This window comes from Erysipelatoclostridium sp. MSK.7.34 (assembly GCF_019041935.1).
GTDB classification, from domain to species: Bacteria; Bacillota_I; Bacilli_A; order Erysipelotrichales; family Coprobacillaceae; genus Thomasclavelia; species Thomasclavelia ramosa.
Genome location: NZ_JAHPYJ010000004.1, coordinates 121394 through 141095, shown reverse-complemented (window position 1 = coordinate 141095; position 19702 = coordinate 121394). Strand labels below are relative to the sequence as shown.

The window sequence follows — 19702 nt, the reverse complement described above, 5'->3', positions numbered from 1 at the left end:
TCCTGATATGGTTTTTTATGCTATAATAGTACTATTTTATATAGTATTAATCAAAAGTTCATTAATAGTTAATAATAAATAAATATACTTAGGTCGTATAAAATAAAATTAGGGAGCAAATATGAAAGAAAAGTTCTATCGCTTTATGCAAGGAAGGTATGGCATTGATCAATTAAATAGTTTTTTAATGATTGTCTGTGTCATTTGTTTTATCGTAAATATGTTTATTGGCAGTATTGTTTTAACTTTTATTGCTTATGGAACATGGCTATTTGTAATATTTAGAATGTTTAGTAAAAATATTTATGCACGTAATCGAGAAAATGACAAATATTTAAATTTCTTTAGTCCACTTAGTCGGTGGTTAAAACTAAAATTGATGAGTAAACAAGATCCAAGTAACAAATATTTTAGCTGTCCTAAATGTAAGCAGATGGTTAGAGTGCCAAAAGGACATGGAACTGTTGTAGTAACTTGTCCCAATTGTCAAAACAAGTTTGAAAAGAGAACATAAAGATGTTTGGCTACGTTGTTATCAATAAACCAGAATTAAAATTTAAAGAATTTGATGTTTATCAGTCATATTACTGCGGATTATGCAAAACTCTTAAGGAAAAGTATGGTAGCCGGGCTCAAATCTCTTTGAATTTTGATTTGAATTTTATTAGTATCTTATTGAGTGGCTTGTATGAACCGGAAACTAAGATAGGGGAATCACGATGTGTTATGCACCCTTTAAGTAAGCATACGACTCGTTACAATGAATGTGTTGATTATGCCGCTAAAATGACGATTGTTTTAACATATTTTAAATGTGAAGATGATTGGTTAGATGAGCGTAAGATTAGTAAACAGGCATATAAAAGGTTGTTAAGAAAAGCATATCAAGAAATTAAGGAAGAATATCCAGATAAGTTGGCACATATCGAAACTTGTTTACATTGTATTAATGACTATGAAAGTCAAGGAATTACAAATCTTGATGAGATTTCTAAATATTTTGGTGAAGTAATGGGTGAAATATGTGCTTATAAAGATGATGAATGGCATGATGAATTATATGAATTTGGATTTTATTTAGGGAAGTTTATTTATTTTATTGATGCTTATGAAGATATTGAACAAGATTTAAAAAAGGGAACATATAATCCGTTTAAAGAATTATATCAAACGGATCAGTTTGAGGATAAATGCAAAGATATTTTAGAATTAATGATATCTGAAGCAACCATGGCTTTTGAAAGATTGCCAATTATTGAAAATGCCGCAATTATAAGAAATATCTTGTATGGTGGGGTATGGAATAAGTATGAATTAGTTAGACAAAAACGATTGGAAGGTAGGAAATAATGAACCCGTATCAAATATTAGGAATATCATCTGATGCAACTGATGATGAAGTAAAAAAAGCATATCGTACGTTGAGTAAAAAATATCATCCGGATGCGAATATTAATAATCCTAATCAAGCTGCGTATACCGAAAAGTTTAAAGAGGTGCAGACAGCTTATAAAACAATCATGGATGATCGTAAGCGTGGTTTTACAAATCGAACTTATGGCAATACCCAAGGTGCGGGGTATAATGGACAATCACAATCTAGCTATCAGTATAATGGTAATGATCAAGCTGCTTTTAATGAGGCTGCTGGATTTATTAATGCTCGAAGATTTCAAGAAGCACTTAATATTTTGGAACAAATTAAGACTCGTAATGCAATGTGGTTTTATTATAGTGCTGTAGCAATGAATGGAATTGGTAATAACATTACAGCAGTTGAATATGCGCAGACGGCTGCCCAAATGGAACCTGGAAACTTGCAATATCTATTATTTTTACAGCAGTTAAAAGGTGGTCAAAGACAGTACCAGACAGGGCAGCAGACTTATGGTTCGCCTTTTGGCAGTACAATGCAGTGCTGTTATAGTATTATGTTACTTAATTGTATGATGAATTGTTGTTGTGGTGGCCGGATGTGCTAGAAGGAGATATGATTAATGAGTAAAGTAATTGGAATTGACTTAGGTACAACAAATAGTTGTATGGCTTACATGGAAGATGGTAAAGGGATTATTATCCCGAATGCAGAGGGAAATAAAACAACCCCTAGTGTTGTTGCTTTCACTAATGATGGAAAACGGTTAGTTGGTGAAAATGCTAAACGTCAAGCTGTTACTAATCCGCTAAATACAGTAGCATCAATTAAACGTGAAATGGGAACTGCATATCGTAAAAATATTAATGGTAAAGACTATAGCCCTCAAGAGATTTCAGCAATGATTTTACAAAAGCTAAAAATTGATGCTGAGGCTTATTTACATGAACCAGTAACAGAGGCAGTCATTACAGTTCCTGCTTATTTTAATGATGCCCAACGTCAAGCAACTAAGGATGCGGGGCGAATTGCTGGTTTAAATGTTAAACGGATTATTAATGAGCCAACAGCAGCAGCCTTAGCTTATGGCTTAGAAAATAGCTATGGACAAAAAATCATGGTATTTGATTTAGGCGGTGGAACATTTGATGTTTCTATTATCGAAATTGGAAATGGAGTAATTGAAGTTTTATCAACATCTGGAGATAATCATTTAGGTGGTGATGATTTCAATGAAATTATAGCTAAGTATATTGTTGATGAATTTAGAAGAATTGAAGGCATTGATTTAAGTCATGATCAAGTAGCAATGCAAAGAATTAACGAAGCTGGTGAAAAAGCTAAAATAGAATTATCTACAATGATTACGACTATTGTGAATCTTCCTTTCATTACTAATACTAGTAGTGGACCAAAAAATTTAGAGGTTGAAATTAGTCGAGCTAAATTTAATGAATTGACAAAAGGCTTAGTTGATCGGGTTGTTATTCCAATGCAAAATGCTTTAAACGATGCACGTTTAACACCACAAGAATTAAATAAAATTATTTTAGTTGGAGGTTCTTCAAGAATTCCGGCTGTTCAAGATAAGATTAAAGAAATTACTGGCAAGGAAGCAAGTAAATCATTAAATCCAGATGAATGTGTAGCCCAAGGAGCTAGTATTCAGGGTGGTAAGTTGTCTGGTGATATAGCAGCTACTGGAAATTTTGATGTTCTATTACTTGATGTTACACCATTGACTTTATCAATTGAAACGATGGGTGGTGTGGCAACGCCATTGATTGAGCGTAATACTACAGTTCCAACGAGTCATAGCCAAATTTTTACAACTTCTGCTAACTTCCAAACTCAGGTAGAAATTAATGTTCTTCAAGGGGAACGTCCATTAGCCAAAGATAATAAAAGTTTAGGAAAATTTAAACTAAAGAAAATTAAACGGGCAATGCGTGGGGTACCCCAAATTGAAGTTACTTTTGATATTGATGCTAACGGAATCGTTAATGTATCAGCTAAAGATTTAGCGAGTGGAAATATGCAAAGTATTACTATTGAAAATACTTCGAATATGTCTGATGATGATATCGAAAGAGCTATTCATGAAGCTAAACAGTATGAACAGCAAGATGCTGTTACTAAAGAGCGTTTAGTTTTTAAAAATGAAGTTGAAAATTTGATTCTTACGGTTGAAGCAGCTTTATCTAAAAATGGTAAACAAATTGATAAAGCAATGAAATCAAATATTAAAAACGAACTTGCAAGCTTTAAAAAGTTAACTAAAAAAGTTGATTTTGAAACATGTGATCAGATTCAGTTTGATGAAATCAAAACAGCAAAACTTAATTTGGAAACAGTTGCAGCATCATTGTTATCAATGCAATAATCCTTGGTTATAACCAAGGATTTTTTAGGAGGAAAATATGATAGACGAGATTTTAGCTTACAATCGGGCATTTGTGACTAATAAAGGATATAAGCCTTATACGACGAGTAAATATCCTGATCGCAAATTAGCGATTGTTACTTGTATGGATACCCGTTTGATTGAATTATTACCAGCGGCTCTAGGAATAAAAAACGGAGATGCAAAAATCATAAAAAATGCTGGTGGAGTTATTGTTCACCCTTTCGGTAGTGCGGTACGAAGTTTATTGATTGCTATTTATGAATTGAATGTTGAGGAAATCATGATTATCGGACATACTGATTGTGGAGTAGGAAGTATCGATATAGAGGCAATGTTAAAGAAGATGGAAAAGCGTGGAATCAGTGAAACGGTTATTAGGGATCTTGGATATTGTGGAATTGATTTTAATAAATGGCTGGGCGGTTTTGATGATGTTGAGATATCTGTTAAAGAAAGTGTTAGTTTGTTAAGACGACATCCTCTGTTGCCTAAAAATATTGAGATTCATGGACTAGTGATGGATTCAAGGACGGGCGCTTTAAGTTTAGTGGAAAAAAATTGATTTTTTTTGTTTAAAGAGCATCATGAGATTCTAGTTTTGTTACTAGAATCTTTTAATTATGTAAAGAAATACGGTATAATGGAAAAGTAGAAATATCTTAACTTAATATATCTTGTCTTGTTAACTATTTCACTTGACAATGAGTATGATTTGTGGGATATTTTATCTAATGTACGAGAACTTTGAAATTAAGTAAATGGGGAATAGTTAAATGAATGATATTATTGAAGAAATTCAAAAGTTAAAAAAAGAAAAAAATGCTGTCATTTTGGCACATTATTATGTTGATGGTGCAATCCAGGATATTGCAGATTATTTAGGTGATTCTTACTATTTATCAAAAATTGCTGTTGATTGTCCACAAGATGTAATTGTTTTTGCTGGAGTTGAATTTATGGGTGAAAGTGCTAAATTATTAAGCCCAAATAAGACAGTTTTAATGCCTGATAAGGATGCTGATTGTCCAATGGCTCATATGGTTGATGAATATTTTATTGCCCGTCTTCGTAAAGAGTATGAAGATCTATGTGTTGTATGCTATATTAACTCAACTGCTGAAATTAAAACAATGTCAGATGTTTGTGTAACATCATCAAATGCTAAGAGAATCGTTGAAGCTCTACCAAATAAAAATATTTTATTTATTCCAGATCAAAATCTAGGAAAACATATTGCTGAATTAGTACCAAGCAAGAATTTCTTATTCTGTAATGGATATTGCCCAACGCATTATCGGATTACACCAGAAGATATTTTAACAGCTAAAGAAAAACATCCGGGGGTACCTGTATTGATTCATCCTGAATGTAAACCAGAATGTGTAGAGTTGGCAGATTATGCTGGCAGCACTTCGGGAATTATTGATTATGCAACAAATGATCAGGAACATGATGAGTTCATTGTTGTCACTGAAATAGGCGTGATTCATGAAATGGAAAAACGTAATCCTGGAAAGAAATTCTATCCAGCAACTGATAAATTAGTATGTCCAAATATGAAGAAAAACACGCTTGAAAAAGTACGTGATTGTCTAAAGAATAATACTAATCAAGTAGAGCTTGATGAAGAGTTTATGGAAAAAGCTAAGAAACCATTGGAAAGAATGCATGAATTAGCAAAATAAGAAGGTGTAAATAATGAATAATAATTATGACGTAATCATTGTTGGAACAGGAGCTGCAGGGTTATTTGCAGGGTTATGTTTACCTGCTGATTTAAAAGTTTTAATGATTACTAAAGATAAAGTTGAAAATAGTGATTCTTATCTAGCTCAAGGAGGAATCTGTACTTTAAAGAGTGCTGATGATTTTGATGCGTTTTATCAAGATACTTTAAAAGCCGGTCGTAACGAAAACAATCCTGAATCAGTTAAAATCATGATTCAGCAGGCACCTCAAATTATGAAAGATTTGATGGATTATGGTGTTGAATTTGATCGCGATACTGAAGGAAATTTAGCTTATACACGTGAAGGTGCTCACTCGGAATATCGGATTTTACATCATCAGGATGTTACTGGTAAAGAAATCACTTCTAAATTAATTAAACAAGTTGAAATGCGGAATAATATCACAATGGTAGAAGATGCTACAATGCTGGATATTATTAATCATGATAATATTGCAACAGGAATCGTTATGGAAAATAATGGTGAAATTATTCAAATTAATGCTAAAGTTATTATTCTTGCAACTGGTGGGATTGGTGGATTATTTACCCACTCATCTAATTTTAGACATATCACCGGTGACAGTTTTGCAATTGCCTTAAGAAATAATATTGAACTGGAGAATATTAATTATATACAAATTCATCCAACTACTTTATATACAACTAAACCGGGTAGAAGTTTTTTGATTAGTGAATCGGTTCGTGGTGAGGGGGCCCATTTATTAAATCCTGATATGGAGCGTTTTGTTGATGAATTATTGCCTCGTGATGTTGTAAGTAATGCGATCAAAAAAGAGATGGATAAATATAATGTACCCCATGTTTATTTATCTGTTACACATATGGATCCAAAGCAAATCAAAAGGAGATTTCCTCACATATATGATCAATGTCTTGCTGAGGGTTATGATATGTTTACGGATCCAGTTCCTGTTGTTCCGGCTCAACATTATTTAATGGGAGGAATCAAGAGTGATACTTACGGACAAACTTCAATGAATAATCTTTTTGCAGTTGGAGAGACTGCTTGTAATGGGGTTCATGGCGCTAATCGTCTTGCAAGTAATTCTTTATTAGAGAGTTTAGTTTTTGCTAAACGAGCAGCCAAAGTTATTGCTGATGGTATTGACAAGATTAGCCTTTACGAAAAAGTAGTAGATTTAGATGGCTATGATAAAGAAAAGTTAAAAAAAGAAAATAAAGAAATAATTATGAATGAAATAAAAAGAAAAGATGGTGAATTCTATGATAAATGGTGTAAATCTTAAGGTAAACATTGATGATTACATCTTAAGTGCGTTGAAGGAAGATATCACGAGTGATGATGTTACAACAAATGCAGTAATGCCAGAAGCTAAATTAGGACATGTTGATTTGATTTGTAAACAGGATGGGATCGTTTGTGGTTTAGAGGTATTCGAACGGACTTTTAAATTATTAGATGAAAATTGTAAGTTTACAACAAAATATAAAGATGGTGATGTAATCAAAAATGGTGATTATATCGGTGAAGTAATTGGTGATATTAGAGTTTTATTATCTGGAGAGCGTGTTGCTTTAAATTATTTACAACGAATGAGTGGGATCGCTACTTATACAAGTGAATCAGTAGCAATCTTAAAAGGATCTAAGACAAAATTATTAGATACACGTAAAACTACACCAAACAATCGAATTTTCGAAAAATATGCGGTTAAAATAGGTGGTGGAACTAATCATCGTTATAATTTATCAGATGGAGTATTAATTAAAGATAATCATATTGGAGCAGCTGGAAGCATTGCTAAAGCAGTGGCAATGGCTCGTGATTATGCCCCATTTGTTCGTAAAATTGAAGTTGAAGTTGAAACTTTAGAACAACTTCAAGAAGCACTTGAGGCTAAAGCAGATATCATTATGCTGGATAATATGGATAATGCGACTATGAAGGAAGCAGTGGCAATGATTGGTGATAAAGCTCAGAGTGAATGTTCTGGAAATGTTACTAAAGAGCGCTTAATGGAGATTGCAGAGATTGGGGTTGATTTCGTATCTTCAGGTGCGATTACTTATGCTGCTCCAATTCTAGATTTTTCAATGAAAAATTTACGACCATATTAAATAGATAAAGTTAATTGGGCTGGTTTAAGGAATAATCTTAAATCAGCTTTTTTAGTTAATAAAAATTATTTTATGATTAATTAAAAAAAGTGTAGTTTATTGACTAATTAAAAGGGCATACTTAATCTGGTGATAAAATGGAAAATGAATCATATTGGCAGCATACGATTACGCTGCCTAAATACCCGCAGATAAACAAAAATTGTAACTATGATGTTGTTATTGTTGGCGGTGGGATTAGTGGTGTAAGTTTAGCTTATCGTCTTAATAACAGTAATTTAAAAGTAGCATTATTTGAAAGTGACACACTTGGTAGTAAAACAACTGGGCATACTACAGCTAAGGTTACTTATTTGCATGGTGCTGTTTATGCTGATATTTATCAGGTCTATGGCCGGAGTAAAGCAAAACAGTATTTAGAATCAAATTATGAAGCTTATCAGGATATTAAAAAAATAATTGAAATGGAACAAATCGAGTGTGATTTTAAAGAAAATATTGCTTATGTAGGAGCAAGTGATACAACAAATGCAAAGAAACTTGACTGTCAAATCAGATTATTTAAATCTTGGGGATTTGAGGTTTTAGAAAATCGATTGAAGAATTGTCAGATTTCTATGGGACTTAAACAGCAGGCTATTTTTCATCCATTAAAATACCTAAAAGGATTACTAGCGCAATGTAAGCATATTGACATTTATGAACATTCATTAGTAACAGGCAGCATGCATCAAGATGGATTGGTATGTTTGGAAGTTAATGGGTTTAAAGTTCAGGCAAGACAGGTAGTTTGGATGACTCGCTATCCTCCTAATTTACAACATGGTTATTTTTTTAGAATTATTCAAGAAAAAGAACATGTCATTTTTCAAGAAGGACAGAGTAATGGTAATAGTATTTTAGATTTATCGACTAATTATTCTAAACGATATTTAGATGAACAGCATATTTTAATGATAAAACGAATTGATGATCTTAATCAAGTTTACTGGTATGCCCAAGATGGAAAGCCGTTAAGAAAAATACCTTATATTGGTAAAATGAATGGACAAGAATATGTGGCCTATGCTTATAATAAGTGGGGGATGACGTTAAGTCATGTTGCTAGTAAATTAATTTATGACTTAATTATTAATGATGAAAGTAAATATGCCTCTCTATATCAGCCTAGTTATGGCAATTATTTAAAATCTGGGGCGGATATGCTGAAACTAGTTAAAAATAATTATCATGGGATGATAAAAAATCGTTTAGTTTCTAGTAAAAAATTAAAGTTAAAGAAGCAGCAGGGTAAAGTTATTCGACATCAAGGACGATTATTAGCAGTTTATAAAGATGCTCAGGAACGAATATTTTATTTCTCGCCATATTGTCCGCATTTAAAATGTGTGGTGCAGTATAATGAGATTGATAATACATGGAATTGTCCATGTCATGGTTCTATCTTTGATTGTCATGGAAAACTTGTAAGTGGACCGGCAACTAAAGATTTAAAACAATATTGAAAAAGCATGGAGTTTAATCTTCCATGCTTTTATTACGGATAAAATATTCAGTTAATCTAAGTGGCTGTTTTAAACCGTCAATTAGATTACTAGGATCATTGATTTTAACATGATATTTAATAAAAGGCTCTAAAAATTGTATATAGGCTTCTCTTGTATCTTCAGTGACAGTAATAATGAAATTTTTTTGATCGTTAAAAATTAGTTTAAACTTTATTTCTATTCCGATATCATTAGTTCGCATAAAAGAAACTTTTCTAACTATAATATTTAGTTCTTCAAGATTAGCATAATTACGTTTAGATAAGTAATTCTCTAATTCATTAAGATCATCTTTCATAAAAAATAATTTCATCCGGTCATGAAGATTTAGTTTTTCTTTGTATAACATAAAATTATTATAAAATAAATAGATACTAGAATTACGATAACTATAAACAAAGCCTAGAGTAATTAATAAGGAAATTGGATAAATAATAAAACTAAATGAGTGATCTACTGCTATTCCGTTAGTCACAATTAAATTCTTAACCATCATGGTAATTAAAAAAGGAATAGTAATAAAACAAATTAACTTAAATACTAATTTGATTAAAGAGGGAATTTGATAGCCGCATCTATAAATTGGTTCCATCATCTTCAACATCCTTTTTTCGTTTTAACATATCTTGATAAGAATATACGCAGCCACAATAACTTTGACGATAAAGATGATAGCTGTCAGCAAATCTTACCGATTTTAAATAACCATTATTTTTCTTAAAATCACTAAATAAGAATTTTGTTTTATTTTGAGCAAAACTTGCTCCAATTTCATTGATCCATTGACTATTTTTATGAGGTGAAACACTCAATACAGTTGTCCAATAATCAAAATTGTGTTCACAGCTATATTGAAAGGCATCATTCATCCTTTTTTGATAACAAAGATAACAACGTTTCCCTCCTTCTGGTTCATCTTTGTATCTACTAAGCTTATTTAAATATTCTTTTGGTAAATAAGGTTGTTCAATAACTGTGATATTTTGATGATAATCTTGATTAAACTGTTTAATAAAGCTGAGTAATTCTTGATAACGACGATGATATTCAGCATTTGGATAAATATTAGAATTTGAATAATAAATCGTAATTTCAAAGATATCAGCTAGTTCTCTAATTACATTGCCGCTACAAGGACCACAACAAACATGTAGTAAGAGACGTGGTCGCGTATTTTTTATTTTTGTTAATTCTTCTTTAAATTTTAAGTCATAATTTATTTTCATAAATTGATTATAGCATAGTTTATTCTTGAACGTATAAATAAATTTTATGGTTTAATATATGCAAAACCTTCAGTTTGTTTTTGTGCTAATTCAACAACACCAGCTGGAACGATCGTAATAAATTGATAAATATCAGCAGCAGTGAGGTGATTAGCTGCTAAAGCATTGTTACATGCTGTAAAAGTTACGTGTTTTTTTGATAATGCGGTAAAAATTTTTGCTATTTCATGATCATAATCGAGCTGATAGGCGATAACTGCCTCACTGTTTGCAAGAACTTCGATTTGATAATCGATATTTTGGACTTGATAATAATTGCTCATATTAGTAACATTGCCTAAACAAAGTTGCCATTTTGTTAATTCATCAACATGAAAGATAATTTTCATCATATACTCCTTTAATTAAATTAAACAATTGTATTTACTGGTAGCATCTATAAAATTGTTAGTGATTATTTGGCGCTCTAAATAATATTTAGCTAGTTGTTCGTCATTCATTTGATCTAATTGATCATAGAAATAAAGAATTAATTTTAAATATTGTAGATCATCTGAGTCGAGATGCTCAAGTAATAATGTTTGGGCTTCTAAATATTTATGTTGCTCCATTAGTTCTTTGATTTTTAAATAAATTAAATCGCTTTGAGTATAATTAGACTCACCTTTAATAGTATAACTTACAGTTTCGCTATTAAAAAATAATTTAGCTAAAGCTCTGGCAGCACTTTGAATTTGACGGATAATAAAATCTTCTTTATGATATGAAAACATGTTCTCACTTCCTCTACTTTTAATTCTATCATAATAAAAGAAAAAAATGTAAATCTCTTTAAGATTTACATTATAAACATACTATCACCAAAACTAAAGAAACGATATTTTTCATCGATTGCTTCCTGATAAGCTTTAAAAATAAATTCTTTACTTGCAAAAGCACTGATCAACATTAATAAAGTTGACTTAGGCAAATGAAAGTTGGTAATCAAACAGTCGATTGCTTCATATTTATAACCTGGATAAATAAAGATATCAGTATTTTCATGAACAGATGTAAATTTTCCATATTTTTTCATATTAGCTTCAAGTGTTCTTGTTGAAGTTGTACCAACTGCGATAATTCGTTGACCGTTTTGTTTAGCTTGATTTAATTTGTCAGCAACATCAGGTTCAATCATATAATATTCACTGTGCATATGATGTTCTAGAACATCATCAACTTTTACCGGTCTAAAAGTTCCTAACCCAACATGTAAAGTTACATCAAGGATTTCAATTCCTTTAGCTTTAATTTTTTCAATAATTTCATCAGTAAAATGAAGTCCTGCGGTTGGAGCAGCAGCACTTCCTTCAATTTTAGCATAAACAGTTTGATAACGATTTTGATCATCTAGTTTTTCTTTAATATAAGGTGGAAGTGGCATCGTTCCCAATTGATCTAGGATTTCATAGAAAATTCCTTCATAGATCATCTTGAATACTCGAATTCCTTCTTCTTTAATCTCGACACATTGAGCTTTTAAAAGGCCATCACCAAAAGTAATTATAGTATCAATTTTAACGATCCGAGCATTTCCAACTAAACATTCCCACATATCGTTGCCTTGATCTTTTAATAGTAGGACTTCCACATGACCGTTAGTTTCTTCTTTAATTCCAAATAAACGAGCGGGTATTACTTTAGTATTATTTCTAACTAGGATATCACCAGGTTTTAAATAATCTATAATATCATAAAAATGTTTATGTTCAATTGTCTGCTGATTACGATTTAAGACCATTAAACGTGAAGTATCGCGTTTATCTAATGGGGTTTGGGCAATTAGTTCTTCAGGAAGATTAAAATCAAATTCACTTATTTTCATCTTAAAAAGCCCTCTTATATACGTCATGACCGTACTTATCTAAAAATTCTTCTTTAAAGTCAAGTAAGCGATCTTCTTTAATTGCTTCACGAATATCACTTGCTAACTTCAGTAAAAAGTTAACATTATGAATCGATAGTAATGTTTTACCAAAGATTTCATCACATTTATGTAAATGACGAATGTATGCTCTAGTATAGTTTTTACAAGCATAACAGTCGCATTCAGGGTCTAGAGGTGTAAAATCATATTTAAATTTCTCATTATTAATATTTAAACGTCCCCTGCTTGTCATTATTGCACCGTGGCGAGCTACGCGAGTAGGTAACACACAATCATACATATCGATTCCACGAATGGCACATTCGATTAGATCAATTGGATTGCCAACTCCCATTAAATAACGGGGTTTATCTTCAGGCAACCATTTGATAGTATCATCAACCATTTTATACATTACATCTTTAGGTTCTCCAACACTAGTCCCTCCGATCGAATAACCGGGGAAATCCATCGCGACTAATTCTTTAGCACACTGTTCTCTCAAATCAGGGAATTCACCACCTTGAACAATTCCAAATAAAGCCTGTTTTTCCGTGTTTTTGTGTGCTTCTTTTCCACGTTTTGCCCATCGTAAAGTTCGTTCCATGCTATTTTTCATATATTCGTAGGTACATGGATATGGGGCACATTCATCAAATGACATAATCATATCAGCACCTAGTTTATTTTGAATTTCAATTGCTTTTTCTGGTGATAAAAACAATGAACTTCCATCAATAATACTTTTAAATTTTACGCCTTCTTCTTCGATTTTTCGTGTTTTACCTAGAGAAAAAACTTGGAAACCACCACTATCAGTTAGCATTGGTCCGTTATAATTCATAAATTTATGTAGTCCCCCAGCTTTTTCGACAACATCTTCACCGGGACGTAACCATAGGTGATAAGTATTAGCCAACACCACTTGTGAGTGCATTTCTTTTAACATTTCTGGGGAAATTCCTTTTACGGTAGCTAGCGTACCAACGGGCATAAACATTGGAGTTTCGACATCACCGTGAGGGGTATGTAAAATTCCATAGCGAGCACCCGATTGTTTACAAACGTGTTTTAATTCATAAGTTATTGCTGCCATAATCATCCTCCTTAAAGCAAGCATTATTATAACGCAATCTTGCTCTATTTACAATTTTAGTTTGCAATAATAAAACCCTATAAAATTATAGGGCTAAATAAGATTTAAATGTTGTAAAGCATGGTAAATACCATCTTCTTCAATATCTTTAGTTACATAATAAGCAAGTTTAAATAATTCTGGTTCACCATTTCCCATCACAATCGCATGTTTAACATATCTAAGCATTGCTTCATCGTTAAAACTATCACCAAAAACATAAGCATCATCTTTATCAAGACCAAAGTAATCTAGTAAAAATTGAATTCCTGTAGCTTTAGAGCATCCTAAAGGAACAATTTCTCCAAAGTCTTCTGCTCTAGTAATATATTCAAAATCTTTTGTAATCTCAGACTTAAAAGTTTCAATATCTCCATGTTCATCAAACCAGACAGCTAGTTTATCGAATGACAGGTTAGGGTCATCAAAAGTTGATAAGTTAAAAGTTGGTGTAGCTTCATAGCGCTCTTTGACTCCTTTTAAAAAGGGGTGACGAATATTTTGATCAAAATAAACGGTATTTTTTCCTTCAAGAACACCTTCGACATTAGTTTTTCTAATCAAATCTCGAACTTCAAAACATCTTTCTTGACTCAATGTTTTTGAAAATAACACTTCATCATGATAACGAATATATGTTCCACAACCACAAACATAACCATCAGGATATAATTCCTTGATACACTCATCAATTGATGAAAAAGGTCTGCCTGTATTAATAAAAATCAAATGTCCTTGTTCTTTTGCTTTTTGTAGTCCTTCAACTGTACTTTTAGGGATAGTGTGTGTTGTTTCTGATAAGATTGTGCCATCTATATCAAAAAACATAATTTTATTTGTTGCCATAATTACCTCCATGATAATTGCATTATACAATAACTTACTTTTATCAACAATTGATTATCTAAAATAGAAAAAATATTTAATTAAGCCGCTAATTAAATATTTCTAAAAGTATATTTCTTATATGAAGCAAGAGAATCTTTGAATCTACGTTTACTAATAGGCAACACGGTACCATCTTCAAGAGTTGTACTTTTATTCTCAATATTGATAACATATTTCCAGTGAACTAAGTAAGACTGGTTGATCATATAAAAATCTTCACAGTTAATAATGCTTTCGATATTAGATAGTTTATATTTATTTGTCTTAATAACTCTATCAGTTGTGTGAATATAACAAATATGACCATAACTTTCACAATAAAGAATTTTCTTACATTTAATAGTTGTTAAACCATTTTTATCTTGTAATGATATAACACGATTATCACGATTTGATTTAGAAATTAAATGTTTGATTGGCTGGATCAATCCTGTTTCAAGATTTTCTTTTTTAACGAAATCAAAGGGATGAACACTAAAAGCATTAAAAACAAGATCATATTTATTAGTAATGAAAATAATAGTAGTATCATTATGGTTCTGGAGATAGTTTTGAGCTAATTCAATCCCATTTAATGATGGCATATCAATATCTAAGAACAGCACATCATAATATGTATCCATATGAAGTTTTTGAGGATTATTAAAACAAGTAATAGTAGGGTCAATACCGACACTGTTAAAAATACTTTTTACTTTATATTGAACAATTTGTAAAATTCTTTGATCATCATCAACTAGTGCAATATTATACATAATTATCTCCTTTTAAATGCTCTTACTTATTATACACAATCAATAAAATAGTTGCTGAGGATACTTTAAATTGGCCTAAAAAATTATATTTTGACCGAATTTGTCAAAATATAGCCCGAATTTGTAAAAGTGCGGACAGGGCATTTAAATTATGATAATTTTAATAGCGAGGGGTGAAGATTTTGTTTGAATTCTTAGCAGAGAAGATAACGCAAGTGTTAGAAACAAAAAATATCATTGTAAGAGATCGGGCAATATATAAATATGGGATAGAGACGTGGATTTCTGCATTAGCTAGTATCTTATTATTGTTGGTTGTGGGGATCATCTTTAATTGTATACTAGAGGTAATAATATATGAGGCGGTATTCTTTATTTTAAGAAGATTTACGGGAGGCTATTATTGCACAACACATTTTGAATGCATGAGTCTGTATATTGCAATTTTTACTCTTTATATGGTATTAAGGGAATATTTAAAAGTATCGATTGTTATGGTTTGCATAGCCATCGCAATATCATTAATAATTATTATTAGTCTTTCACCAGTACAATCGAACGATCAACAATTAACTGAATTGGAACAAAGAAAGTATCACCTCTATAGTACCTTGCTATCCATAATTGTAGGTATTTCCTGTATTGTTTTAAGATTTTTAAATATTCCAGTTTATTCAATTCTAACATATTCGTTTTCTTTACTTGCTATCCTAATGCTAGGAGGAAAGGTAGTCAATCGTCGCAGTTGATTGCCTCTCCAAATTAATTTATTTAAATATTTATAAGGGTTAGTTATTACTAACGCTTTTTTTGTTGTTGGTATTAAAGTTAAAGATAATCGTATAGTTTATTAGTAGTGAAAAGAGAGATGATCAAAATATGTATACAATCTTACAAAAAACTACGAATTATCATTGTTTTTTTTATTCAAGCAAGATACAATATGAAAGTATAAAATAATGTAGGGGGAAATAGTATGTACAAGATTGTCAAAAAAGAAGTACTAAATGATGTCGTTGAACTGATGGAAGTTCATGCACCATATGTTGCTAAAAAGTGCGAACCAGGCCAATTTATTATTTTACGCGTTGGTGAAGATGGTGAAAGAATCCCATTAACAATCGCTGATTTTGACCGTGAAAAAGAAACAATTACAATCATTTATCAGATTGTTGGTTATTCAACTAAAGAATTAGCTAAATTAAATGAAGGTGATGAATTGACAGATTTTGTTGGGCCATTAGGAGTTCCAACAGTATTACATGAGGCTAAACATGTAATCGGTGTAGCTGGTGGGGTTGGTAGTGCACCATTATTCCCGCAACTTCGTGAATTAGCAAACCGTGGTGTTGATGTTGATGTAATCATTGGGGGACGTGAAGCTCAATATGTACTATTAGCTGATGAATTTAAAAAGTTCTGTAAAAATGTTTACATTGCAACTGATGATGGTTCATTAGGAACTAAAGGTTTTGTTACTAATGTATTAAGTGATTTAATTGAAAAAGGTGAAAGCTTTGATGAAGTAATTGCGATTGGACCAGTGCCAATGATGAAAGCAGTTGTAAATGTTACTAAACCTAAAAATATAAAAACTTCAGTATCTTTAAATCCAATTATGATCGATGGAACAGGGATGTGTGGATGCTGTCGTGTCAGTGTTGATGGAAAAATTAAATTTGCTTGTGTTGATGGTCCTGATTTTGATGGACTTCAAGTTGATTTTGATGAATTAATGCTGCGACAAAGAATGTTTAAGGAAGAAGAACATACTGTTAGTGAAAATGCTAATCGTATGTGTAATTTAATGGGAGGTGTCAAATAATGCCAAACATGTCATTAACAAAGGTAGTAATGCCAGAACAAGAACCAGATGTAAGAAATAAGAATTTTGAAGAAGTAGCTTTAGGATACACTAAAGAAATGGCAATGGAAGAAGCTACACGGTGTTTAAATTGTAAACATCAGCCATGTAAACAAGGGTGTCCAGTTGGCGTACCAATTCCTGAATTTATTCAAGAAGTAGCTGCTGGAAATATGGAAGAAGCATACAAGATCATCACTAGCGAAAATGCTTTACCAGCTATTTGTGGTCGTGTTTGTCCGCAAGAAAATCAATGTGAAGGTAAATGTGTCCGTGGGATTAAAGGTGAAGCAGTTGGTATTGGGCGACTTGAAAGATTTGTTGCAGATTATCATATGGCTAATGGAAAAGCCCCTGAATTAGATATTAAGAGTAACGGGATTAAAGTTGCAATCATTGGTTCTGGACCAGCCGGAATTACTTGTGCTGGAGAACTTGCCAAAAAAGGTTATGAAGTAACTGTTTTTGAAGCACTTCATAAAACAGGTGGAGTATTATCTTATGGTATCCCTGAATTCCGTTTACCAAAAGCTTTAGTCCAAAAAGAAGTAGATAGTGTTGCTGCTTTAGGTGTTAAATTTGAAACTAATGTTGTAGTTGGGCGTTCAATTACAATTGATGAACTTCAGGAACAAGGATATCAAGGTATTTTCATTGGTAGTGGGGCAGGCTTACCACGTTTTCAAAATATTCCTGGTGAAAACTTAAATGGTGTATATGCAGCAAATGAATTTTTAACACGGGTCAACTTAATGAAAGGTTATGAATTCCCTAATCATCCAACACCAGTTAAAATTACTGATACTGTATGTGTAATTGGGGCTGGTAACGTTTCAATGGACTGTGCTCGTACAGCAAAACGTTTAGGTGCAAAAAATGTTTATATTGTTTATCGCCGTAGTGATAAAGAAATTCCAGCTCGTGCTGAAGAAGTACATCATGCTAAAGAAGAAGGCATTATTTTTAAATTATTAACTAACCCAGTTGAAATTCATGGTGAAGATGGATGGGTCAAATCAATGGAATGTGTTGAAATGGAACTTGGAGAACCTGATGAATCAGGAAGAAGAAGACCAGTTGTTAAAGAAGGATCGAATTTTGTGATTGAAACCGGAACTGTAATTGTTTCAATCGGACAGAGTCCTAATCCGTTGATTCGTCAAACCACACCAGGATTAGAAACTCAAAAATGGGGTGGAATCATCGTTGATGAAGATTCTATGAAAACAAGTAAAGAGGGCGTATATGCTGGTGGTGACGTTGTTACTGGAGCAGCTACAGTAATTCTAGCAATGGGAGCTGGTAAAACAGCTGCTAAAGCAATGGATGAATATCTTGCCAATAAATAATTGAATTCCTAGGTAATCCCTAGGAATTTTTTTTAAATAAAATGGTTTTCTTGTTATAATGGTAAATAGGAGGAGCAAAATATGGAACAAAGTATAACATTTGTGGATGTAGAAACACCTAATTATCAAAATAATAGTATTAGTTCAATTGGTGTTATCAATGTTGATGGTGATGGTGTTGTAACAACTAAATATTTTCTTGTTGATCCCGAGGCACATTTTGACCGTTTCAATATAGAATTAACGGGAATAACCCCAGAAATGGTTGCTGACCAACCAAATTTCAAAGAAGTGTGGTCTGAAATAGAACCATATTTTACAAATAGTTTAGTGGTTGCCCATAATGCTGTTTTTGATTTAAGTGTTATCAGTGCTTGTCTGCAACGTTATGATCTGCCTATCTTCCCTATTTTTTATACATGTACTTATCGAATCAGTCGCGCTTTAAAGATTCCATCCAATAGTTATAAATTAAATGATTTAAGTAGTTATTATCATGTAACCTTGGATAATCATCATAATGCTTTAGCGGATAGTAAAGCATGTATGGAAATATTTTATTATTTATTGAAAGAACCAAATTTGGAAACTTTAGATCAGTATGTTAAATGCTTTGAACCAACCAAAGGAAATAAAGATAATAAAAAATATTTAGAGGTACTGATTGGTCTTTTAACCGGAATTGGATTTGATAACTATTTAAATAAAAAAGAAATTAGTTTTTTAAATAACTGGTTAACTAAGAATCAGCTTCCTTATGAGTATGCTAATATTGTCAAGGAATTAAAAGCTGTTTTGAAAAATGAATATATAACACATTATCAATATTTACATATTCTTAATGAACTCCAATATATGAAAAGTATTAAAGCTAAAAATATACGTTCATTATATGAGTTTATGGCTATTTTGGAAGGGATCAGTTGTGATGAAGTTATTAATGATGATGAAATTATGGAGTTAAATAAGTGGATGAAAGAAAATGAACAATTTAAAGGTACTTATCCCTTCAATCGAATTTTAAATAAATTAGAGAAGATTATCATTGATAAACAAATAAGTACAATAGTTACAGATGAGTTGTTATATTATATCAAAAATTTCTTTAAACCAGAGCTTGATCAAGGTGATTTATTTGATGTCAAGAATAAAGTTATTTGTTTAACCGGTAATTTTTGTTTTGGGGAACGAAGTCAATTAGAAAAACTTATTGTTCTAAAACAAGGAATTATAAGTAAAAGTGTGACAAAAAAAGTTGATTACCTGGTTTTAGGAAGCAAAGGGTCAGCTGGATATAAATATGGGAAGTATGGTGCTAAAACAAATAAGGCTTTGACAATGAAAAGTGAAGGTCATAAGATTGAATTAATTAGTGAAGCCAGATTAATGGAAGTTTTGAAACTTTCTAAATAAATTGA

At 31.7% G+C, this 19702-nt stretch carries 21 protein-coding genes; 13 read left to right on the top strand and 8 right to left on the bottom strand.

The window, feature by feature from the left end; all coding sequences use genetic code 11:
• Nucleotides 1-121 precede the first annotated feature (121 nt).
• The 9 genes from KTF99_RS04535 to KTF99_RS04495 all read left to right on the top strand — a co-directional run bounded on the left by KTF99_RS04535 (nucleotide 122) and on the right by KTF99_RS04495 (nucleotide 9119).
• Nucleotides 122-514, top strand: coding sequence for a hypothetical protein (locus KTF99_RS04535; RefSeq protein ID WP_003536921.1), 393 nt, complete (start codon nucleotides 122-124; stop codon nucleotides 512-514).
• A gap of 2 nt (nucleotides 515-516) precedes the next feature.
• Nucleotides 517-1350 carry a DUF5685 family protein gene (locus KTF99_RS04530; protein ID WP_008793097.1) on the top strand — a complete coding sequence of 278 codons (834 nt, stop codon included), beginning with the start codon at nucleotides 517-519 and terminating at the stop codon, nucleotides 1348-1350.
• Nucleotides 1350-1982: a J domain-containing protein gene (locus tag KTF99_RS04525; protein ID WP_003536923.1), complete on the top strand. Its 633-nt coding sequence runs from the start codon at nucleotides 1350-1352 to the stop codon at nucleotides 1980-1982. The genes KTF99_RS04530 and KTF99_RS04525 overlap by 1 nt, the downstream gene beginning before the upstream one ends.
• Nucleotides 1983-1997: 15 nt before the next feature.
• A complete protein-coding gene (gene dnaK / locus KTF99_RS04520) occupies nucleotides 1998-3758 on the top strand; it encodes a molecular chaperone DnaK (protein WP_003536924.1) in 1761 nt (586 codons plus the stop codon).
• A gap of 37 nt (nucleotides 3759-3795) precedes the next feature.
• Nucleotides 3796-4344: a beta-class carbonic anhydrase gene (locus KTF99_RS04515; RefSeq protein WP_003536925.1), complete on the top strand. Its 549-nt coding sequence runs from the start codon at nucleotides 3796-3798 to the stop codon at nucleotides 4342-4344.
• Between the two features lie 211 nt (nucleotides 4345-4555).
• Nucleotides 4556-5467 carry a quinolinate synthase NadA gene (nadA, locus tag KTF99_RS04510; protein ID WP_217215468.1) on the top strand — a complete coding sequence of 304 codons (912 nt, stop codon included), beginning with the start codon at nucleotides 4556-4558 and terminating at the stop codon, nucleotides 5465-5467.
• Between the two features lie 13 nt (nucleotides 5468-5480).
• On the top strand, nucleotides 5481-6782 hold the full coding sequence (locus KTF99_RS04505; RefSeq protein ID WP_003536927.1) for an L-aspartate oxidase: 1302 nt from the start codon (nucleotides 5481-5483) through the stop codon (nucleotides 6780-6782).
• A complete protein-coding gene (nadC, locus tag KTF99_RS04500; protein ID WP_003536928.1) occupies nucleotides 6760-7614 on the top strand; it encodes a carboxylating nicotinate-nucleotide diphosphorylase in 855 nt (284 codons plus the stop codon). The genes KTF99_RS04505 and nadC overlap by 23 nt, the downstream gene beginning before the upstream one ends.
• Before the next feature lie 137 nt (nucleotides 7615-7751).
• A complete protein-coding gene (locus tag KTF99_RS04495; protein WP_009009695.1) occupies nucleotides 7752-9119 on the top strand; it encodes an FAD-dependent oxidoreductase in 1368 nt (455 codons plus the stop codon).
• A 13-nt stretch (nucleotides 9120-9132) separates the two neighbouring features.
• On the opposite strand, the gene KTF99_RS04490 is transcribed toward KTF99_RS04495, so the two are convergent.
• The 8 genes from KTF99_RS04490 to KTF99_RS04455 form a co-directional block, all read right to left on the bottom strand.
• Nucleotides 9133-9756: a hypothetical protein gene (locus tag KTF99_RS04490; RefSeq protein WP_003536931.1), complete on the bottom strand. Its 624-nt coding sequence runs from the start codon at nucleotides 9754-9756 to the stop codon at nucleotides 9133-9135.
• On the bottom strand, nucleotides 9737-10387 hold the full coding sequence (locus KTF99_RS04485) for an epoxyqueuosine reductase QueH (RefSeq protein WP_008793095.1): 651 nt from the start codon (nucleotides 10385-10387) through the stop codon (nucleotides 9737-9739). The genes KTF99_RS04490 and KTF99_RS04485 overlap by 20 nt, the downstream gene beginning before the upstream one ends.
• Nucleotides 10388-10431: 44 nt before the next feature.
• Nucleotides 10432-10776, bottom strand: coding sequence for a DsrE family protein (locus tag KTF99_RS04480; RefSeq protein ID WP_029481245.1), 345 nt, complete (start codon nucleotides 10774-10776; stop codon nucleotides 10432-10434).
• Between the two features lie 15 nt (nucleotides 10777-10791).
• On the bottom strand, nucleotides 10792-11160 hold the full coding sequence (locus KTF99_RS04475; protein ID WP_029481243.1) for a DUF6483 family protein: 369 nt from the start codon (nucleotides 11158-11160) through the stop codon (nucleotides 10792-10794).
• Between the two features lie 65 nt (nucleotides 11161-11225).
• Entirely contained in the window at nucleotides 11226-12251 is a 1026-nt protein-coding gene (queA, locus tag KTF99_RS04470) for a tRNA preQ1(34) S-adenosylmethionine ribosyltransferase-isomerase QueA (protein ID WP_008793093.1), read from the bottom strand.
• Between the two features lies 1 nt (nucleotide 12252).
• On the bottom strand, nucleotides 12253-13389 hold the full coding sequence (gene tgt / locus KTF99_RS04465) for a tRNA guanosine(34) transglycosylase Tgt (protein WP_008793092.1): 1137 nt from the start codon (nucleotides 13387-13389) through the stop codon (nucleotides 12253-12255).
• 93 nt (nucleotides 13390-13482) lie between these two features.
• Nucleotides 13483-14274 (bottom strand): HAD family hydrolase, encoded by a 792-nt coding sequence (locus KTF99_RS04460; protein WP_029481241.1) that lies wholly within the window; start codon nucleotides 14272-14274, stop codon nucleotides 13483-13485.
• Between the two features lie 92 nt (nucleotides 14275-14366).
• The gene (locus tag KTF99_RS04455; protein WP_217215466.1) at nucleotides 14367-15071 is read right to left on the bottom strand and encodes a LytR/AlgR family response regulator transcription factor; all 705 of its coding nucleotides are present in this window, start codon (nucleotides 15069-15071) and stop codon (nucleotides 14367-14369) included.
• A 173-nt stretch (nucleotides 15072-15244) separates the two neighbouring features.
• On the opposite strand from KTF99_RS04455, the gene KTF99_RS04450 reads away from it, so the two are divergent.
• The 4 genes from KTF99_RS04450 to KTF99_RS04435 all read left to right on the top strand — a co-directional run bounded on the left by KTF99_RS04450 (nucleotide 15245) and on the right by KTF99_RS04435 (nucleotide 19697).
• Nucleotides 15245-15820, top strand: coding sequence for an accessory gene regulator B family protein (locus KTF99_RS04450; protein WP_003536947.1), 576 nt, complete (start codon nucleotides 15245-15247; stop codon nucleotides 15818-15820).
• A gap of 227 nt (nucleotides 15821-16047) precedes the next feature.
• Nucleotides 16048-16896 (top strand): sulfide/dihydroorotate dehydrogenase-like FAD/NAD-binding protein, encoded by an 849-nt coding sequence (locus KTF99_RS04445; RefSeq protein WP_003536950.1) that lies wholly within the window; start codon nucleotides 16048-16050, stop codon nucleotides 16894-16896.
• Nucleotides 16896-18284 (top strand): NADPH-dependent glutamate synthase, encoded by a 1389-nt coding sequence (gene gltA / locus KTF99_RS04440; protein WP_003536952.1) that lies wholly within the window; start codon nucleotides 16896-16898, stop codon nucleotides 18282-18284. Before KTF99_RS04445 ends, gltA begins: the two co-directional genes overlap by 1 nt.
• A gap of 81 nt (nucleotides 18285-18365) precedes the next feature.
• Entirely contained in the window at nucleotides 18366-19697 is a 1332-nt protein-coding gene (locus tag KTF99_RS04435) for an exonuclease domain-containing protein (RefSeq protein ID WP_003536953.1), read from the top strand.
• Nucleotides 19698-19702: the final 5 nt, after the last annotated feature.

What these genes read in the sequence shown, in the direction of transcription:
- KTF99_RS04445 (WP_003536950.1), top strand. Translation starts at nt 16,048, where the DNA reads ATGTACAAGATTGTCAAAAAAGAAGTACTAAATGATGTCGTTGAACTG.
- queA (WP_008793093.1), bottom strand. Translation starts at nt 12,251, where the DNA reads ATGAAAATAAGTGAATTTGATTTTAATCTTCCTGAAGAACTAATTGCC.
- nadC (WP_003536928.1), top strand. Translation starts at nt 6,760, where the DNA reads ATGATAAATGGTGTAAATCTTAAGGTAAACATTGATGATTACATCTTA.
- KTF99_RS04490 (WP_003536931.1), bottom strand. Translation starts at nt 9,756, where the DNA reads ATGATGGAACCAATTTATAGATGCGGCTATCAAATTCCCTCTTTAATC.
- KTF99_RS04505 (WP_003536927.1), top strand. Translation starts at nt 5,481, where the DNA reads ATGAATAATAATTATGACGTAATCATTGTTGGAACAGGAGCTGCAGGG.
- KTF99_RS04515 (WP_003536925.1), top strand. Translation starts at nt 3,796, where the DNA reads ATGATAGACGAGATTTTAGCTTACAATCGGGCATTTGTGACTAATAAA.
- gltA (WP_003536952.1), top strand. Translation starts at nt 16,896, where the DNA reads ATGCCAAACATGTCATTAACAAAGGTAGTAATGCCAGAACAAGAACCA.
- KTF99_RS04435 (WP_003536953.1), top strand. Translation starts at nt 18,366, where the DNA reads ATGGAACAAAGTATAACATTTGTGGATGTAGAAACACCTAATTATCAA.
- dnaK (WP_003536924.1), top strand. Translation starts at nt 1,998, where the DNA reads ATGAGTAAAGTAATTGGAATTGACTTAGGTACAACAAATAGTTGTATG.
- KTF99_RS04530 (WP_008793097.1), top strand. Translation starts at nt 517, where the DNA reads ATGTTTGGCTACGTTGTTATCAATAAACCAGAATTAAAATTTAAAGAA.
- KTF99_RS04460 (WP_029481241.1), bottom strand. Translation starts at nt 14,274, where the DNA reads ATGGCAACAAATAAAATTATGTTTTTTGATATAGATGGCACAATCTTA.
- KTF99_RS04475 (WP_029481243.1), bottom strand. Translation starts at nt 11,160, where the DNA reads ATGTTTTCATATCATAAAGAAGATTTTATTATCCGTCAAATTCAAAGT.
- KTF99_RS04535 (WP_003536921.1), top strand. Translation starts at nt 122, where the DNA reads ATGAAAGAAAAGTTCTATCGCTTTATGCAAGGAAGGTATGGCATTGAT.
- KTF99_RS04525 (WP_003536923.1), top strand. Translation starts at nt 1,350, where the DNA reads ATGAACCCGTATCAAATATTAGGAATATCATCTGATGCAACTGATGAT.
- KTF99_RS04485 (WP_008793095.1), bottom strand. Translation starts at nt 10,387, where the DNA reads ATGAAAATAAATTATGACTTAAAATTTAAAGAAGAATTAACAAAAATA.
- KTF99_RS04495 (WP_009009695.1), top strand. Translation starts at nt 7,752, where the DNA reads ATGGAAAATGAATCATATTGGCAGCATACGATTACGCTGCCTAAATAC.
- tgt (WP_008793092.1), bottom strand. Translation starts at nt 13,389, where the DNA reads ATGGCAGCAATAACTTATGAATTAAAACACGTTTGTAAACAATCGGGT.
- KTF99_RS04480 (WP_029481245.1), bottom strand. Translation starts at nt 10,776, where the DNA reads ATGAAAATTATCTTTCATGTTGATGAATTAACAAAATGGCAACTTTGT.
- nadA (WP_217215468.1), top strand. Translation starts at nt 4,556, where the DNA reads ATGAATGATATTATTGAAGAAATTCAAAAGTTAAAAAAAGAAAAAAAT.
- KTF99_RS04455 (WP_217215466.1), bottom strand. Translation starts at nt 15,071, where the DNA reads ATGTATAATATTGCACTAGTTGATGATGATCAAAGAATTTTACAAATT.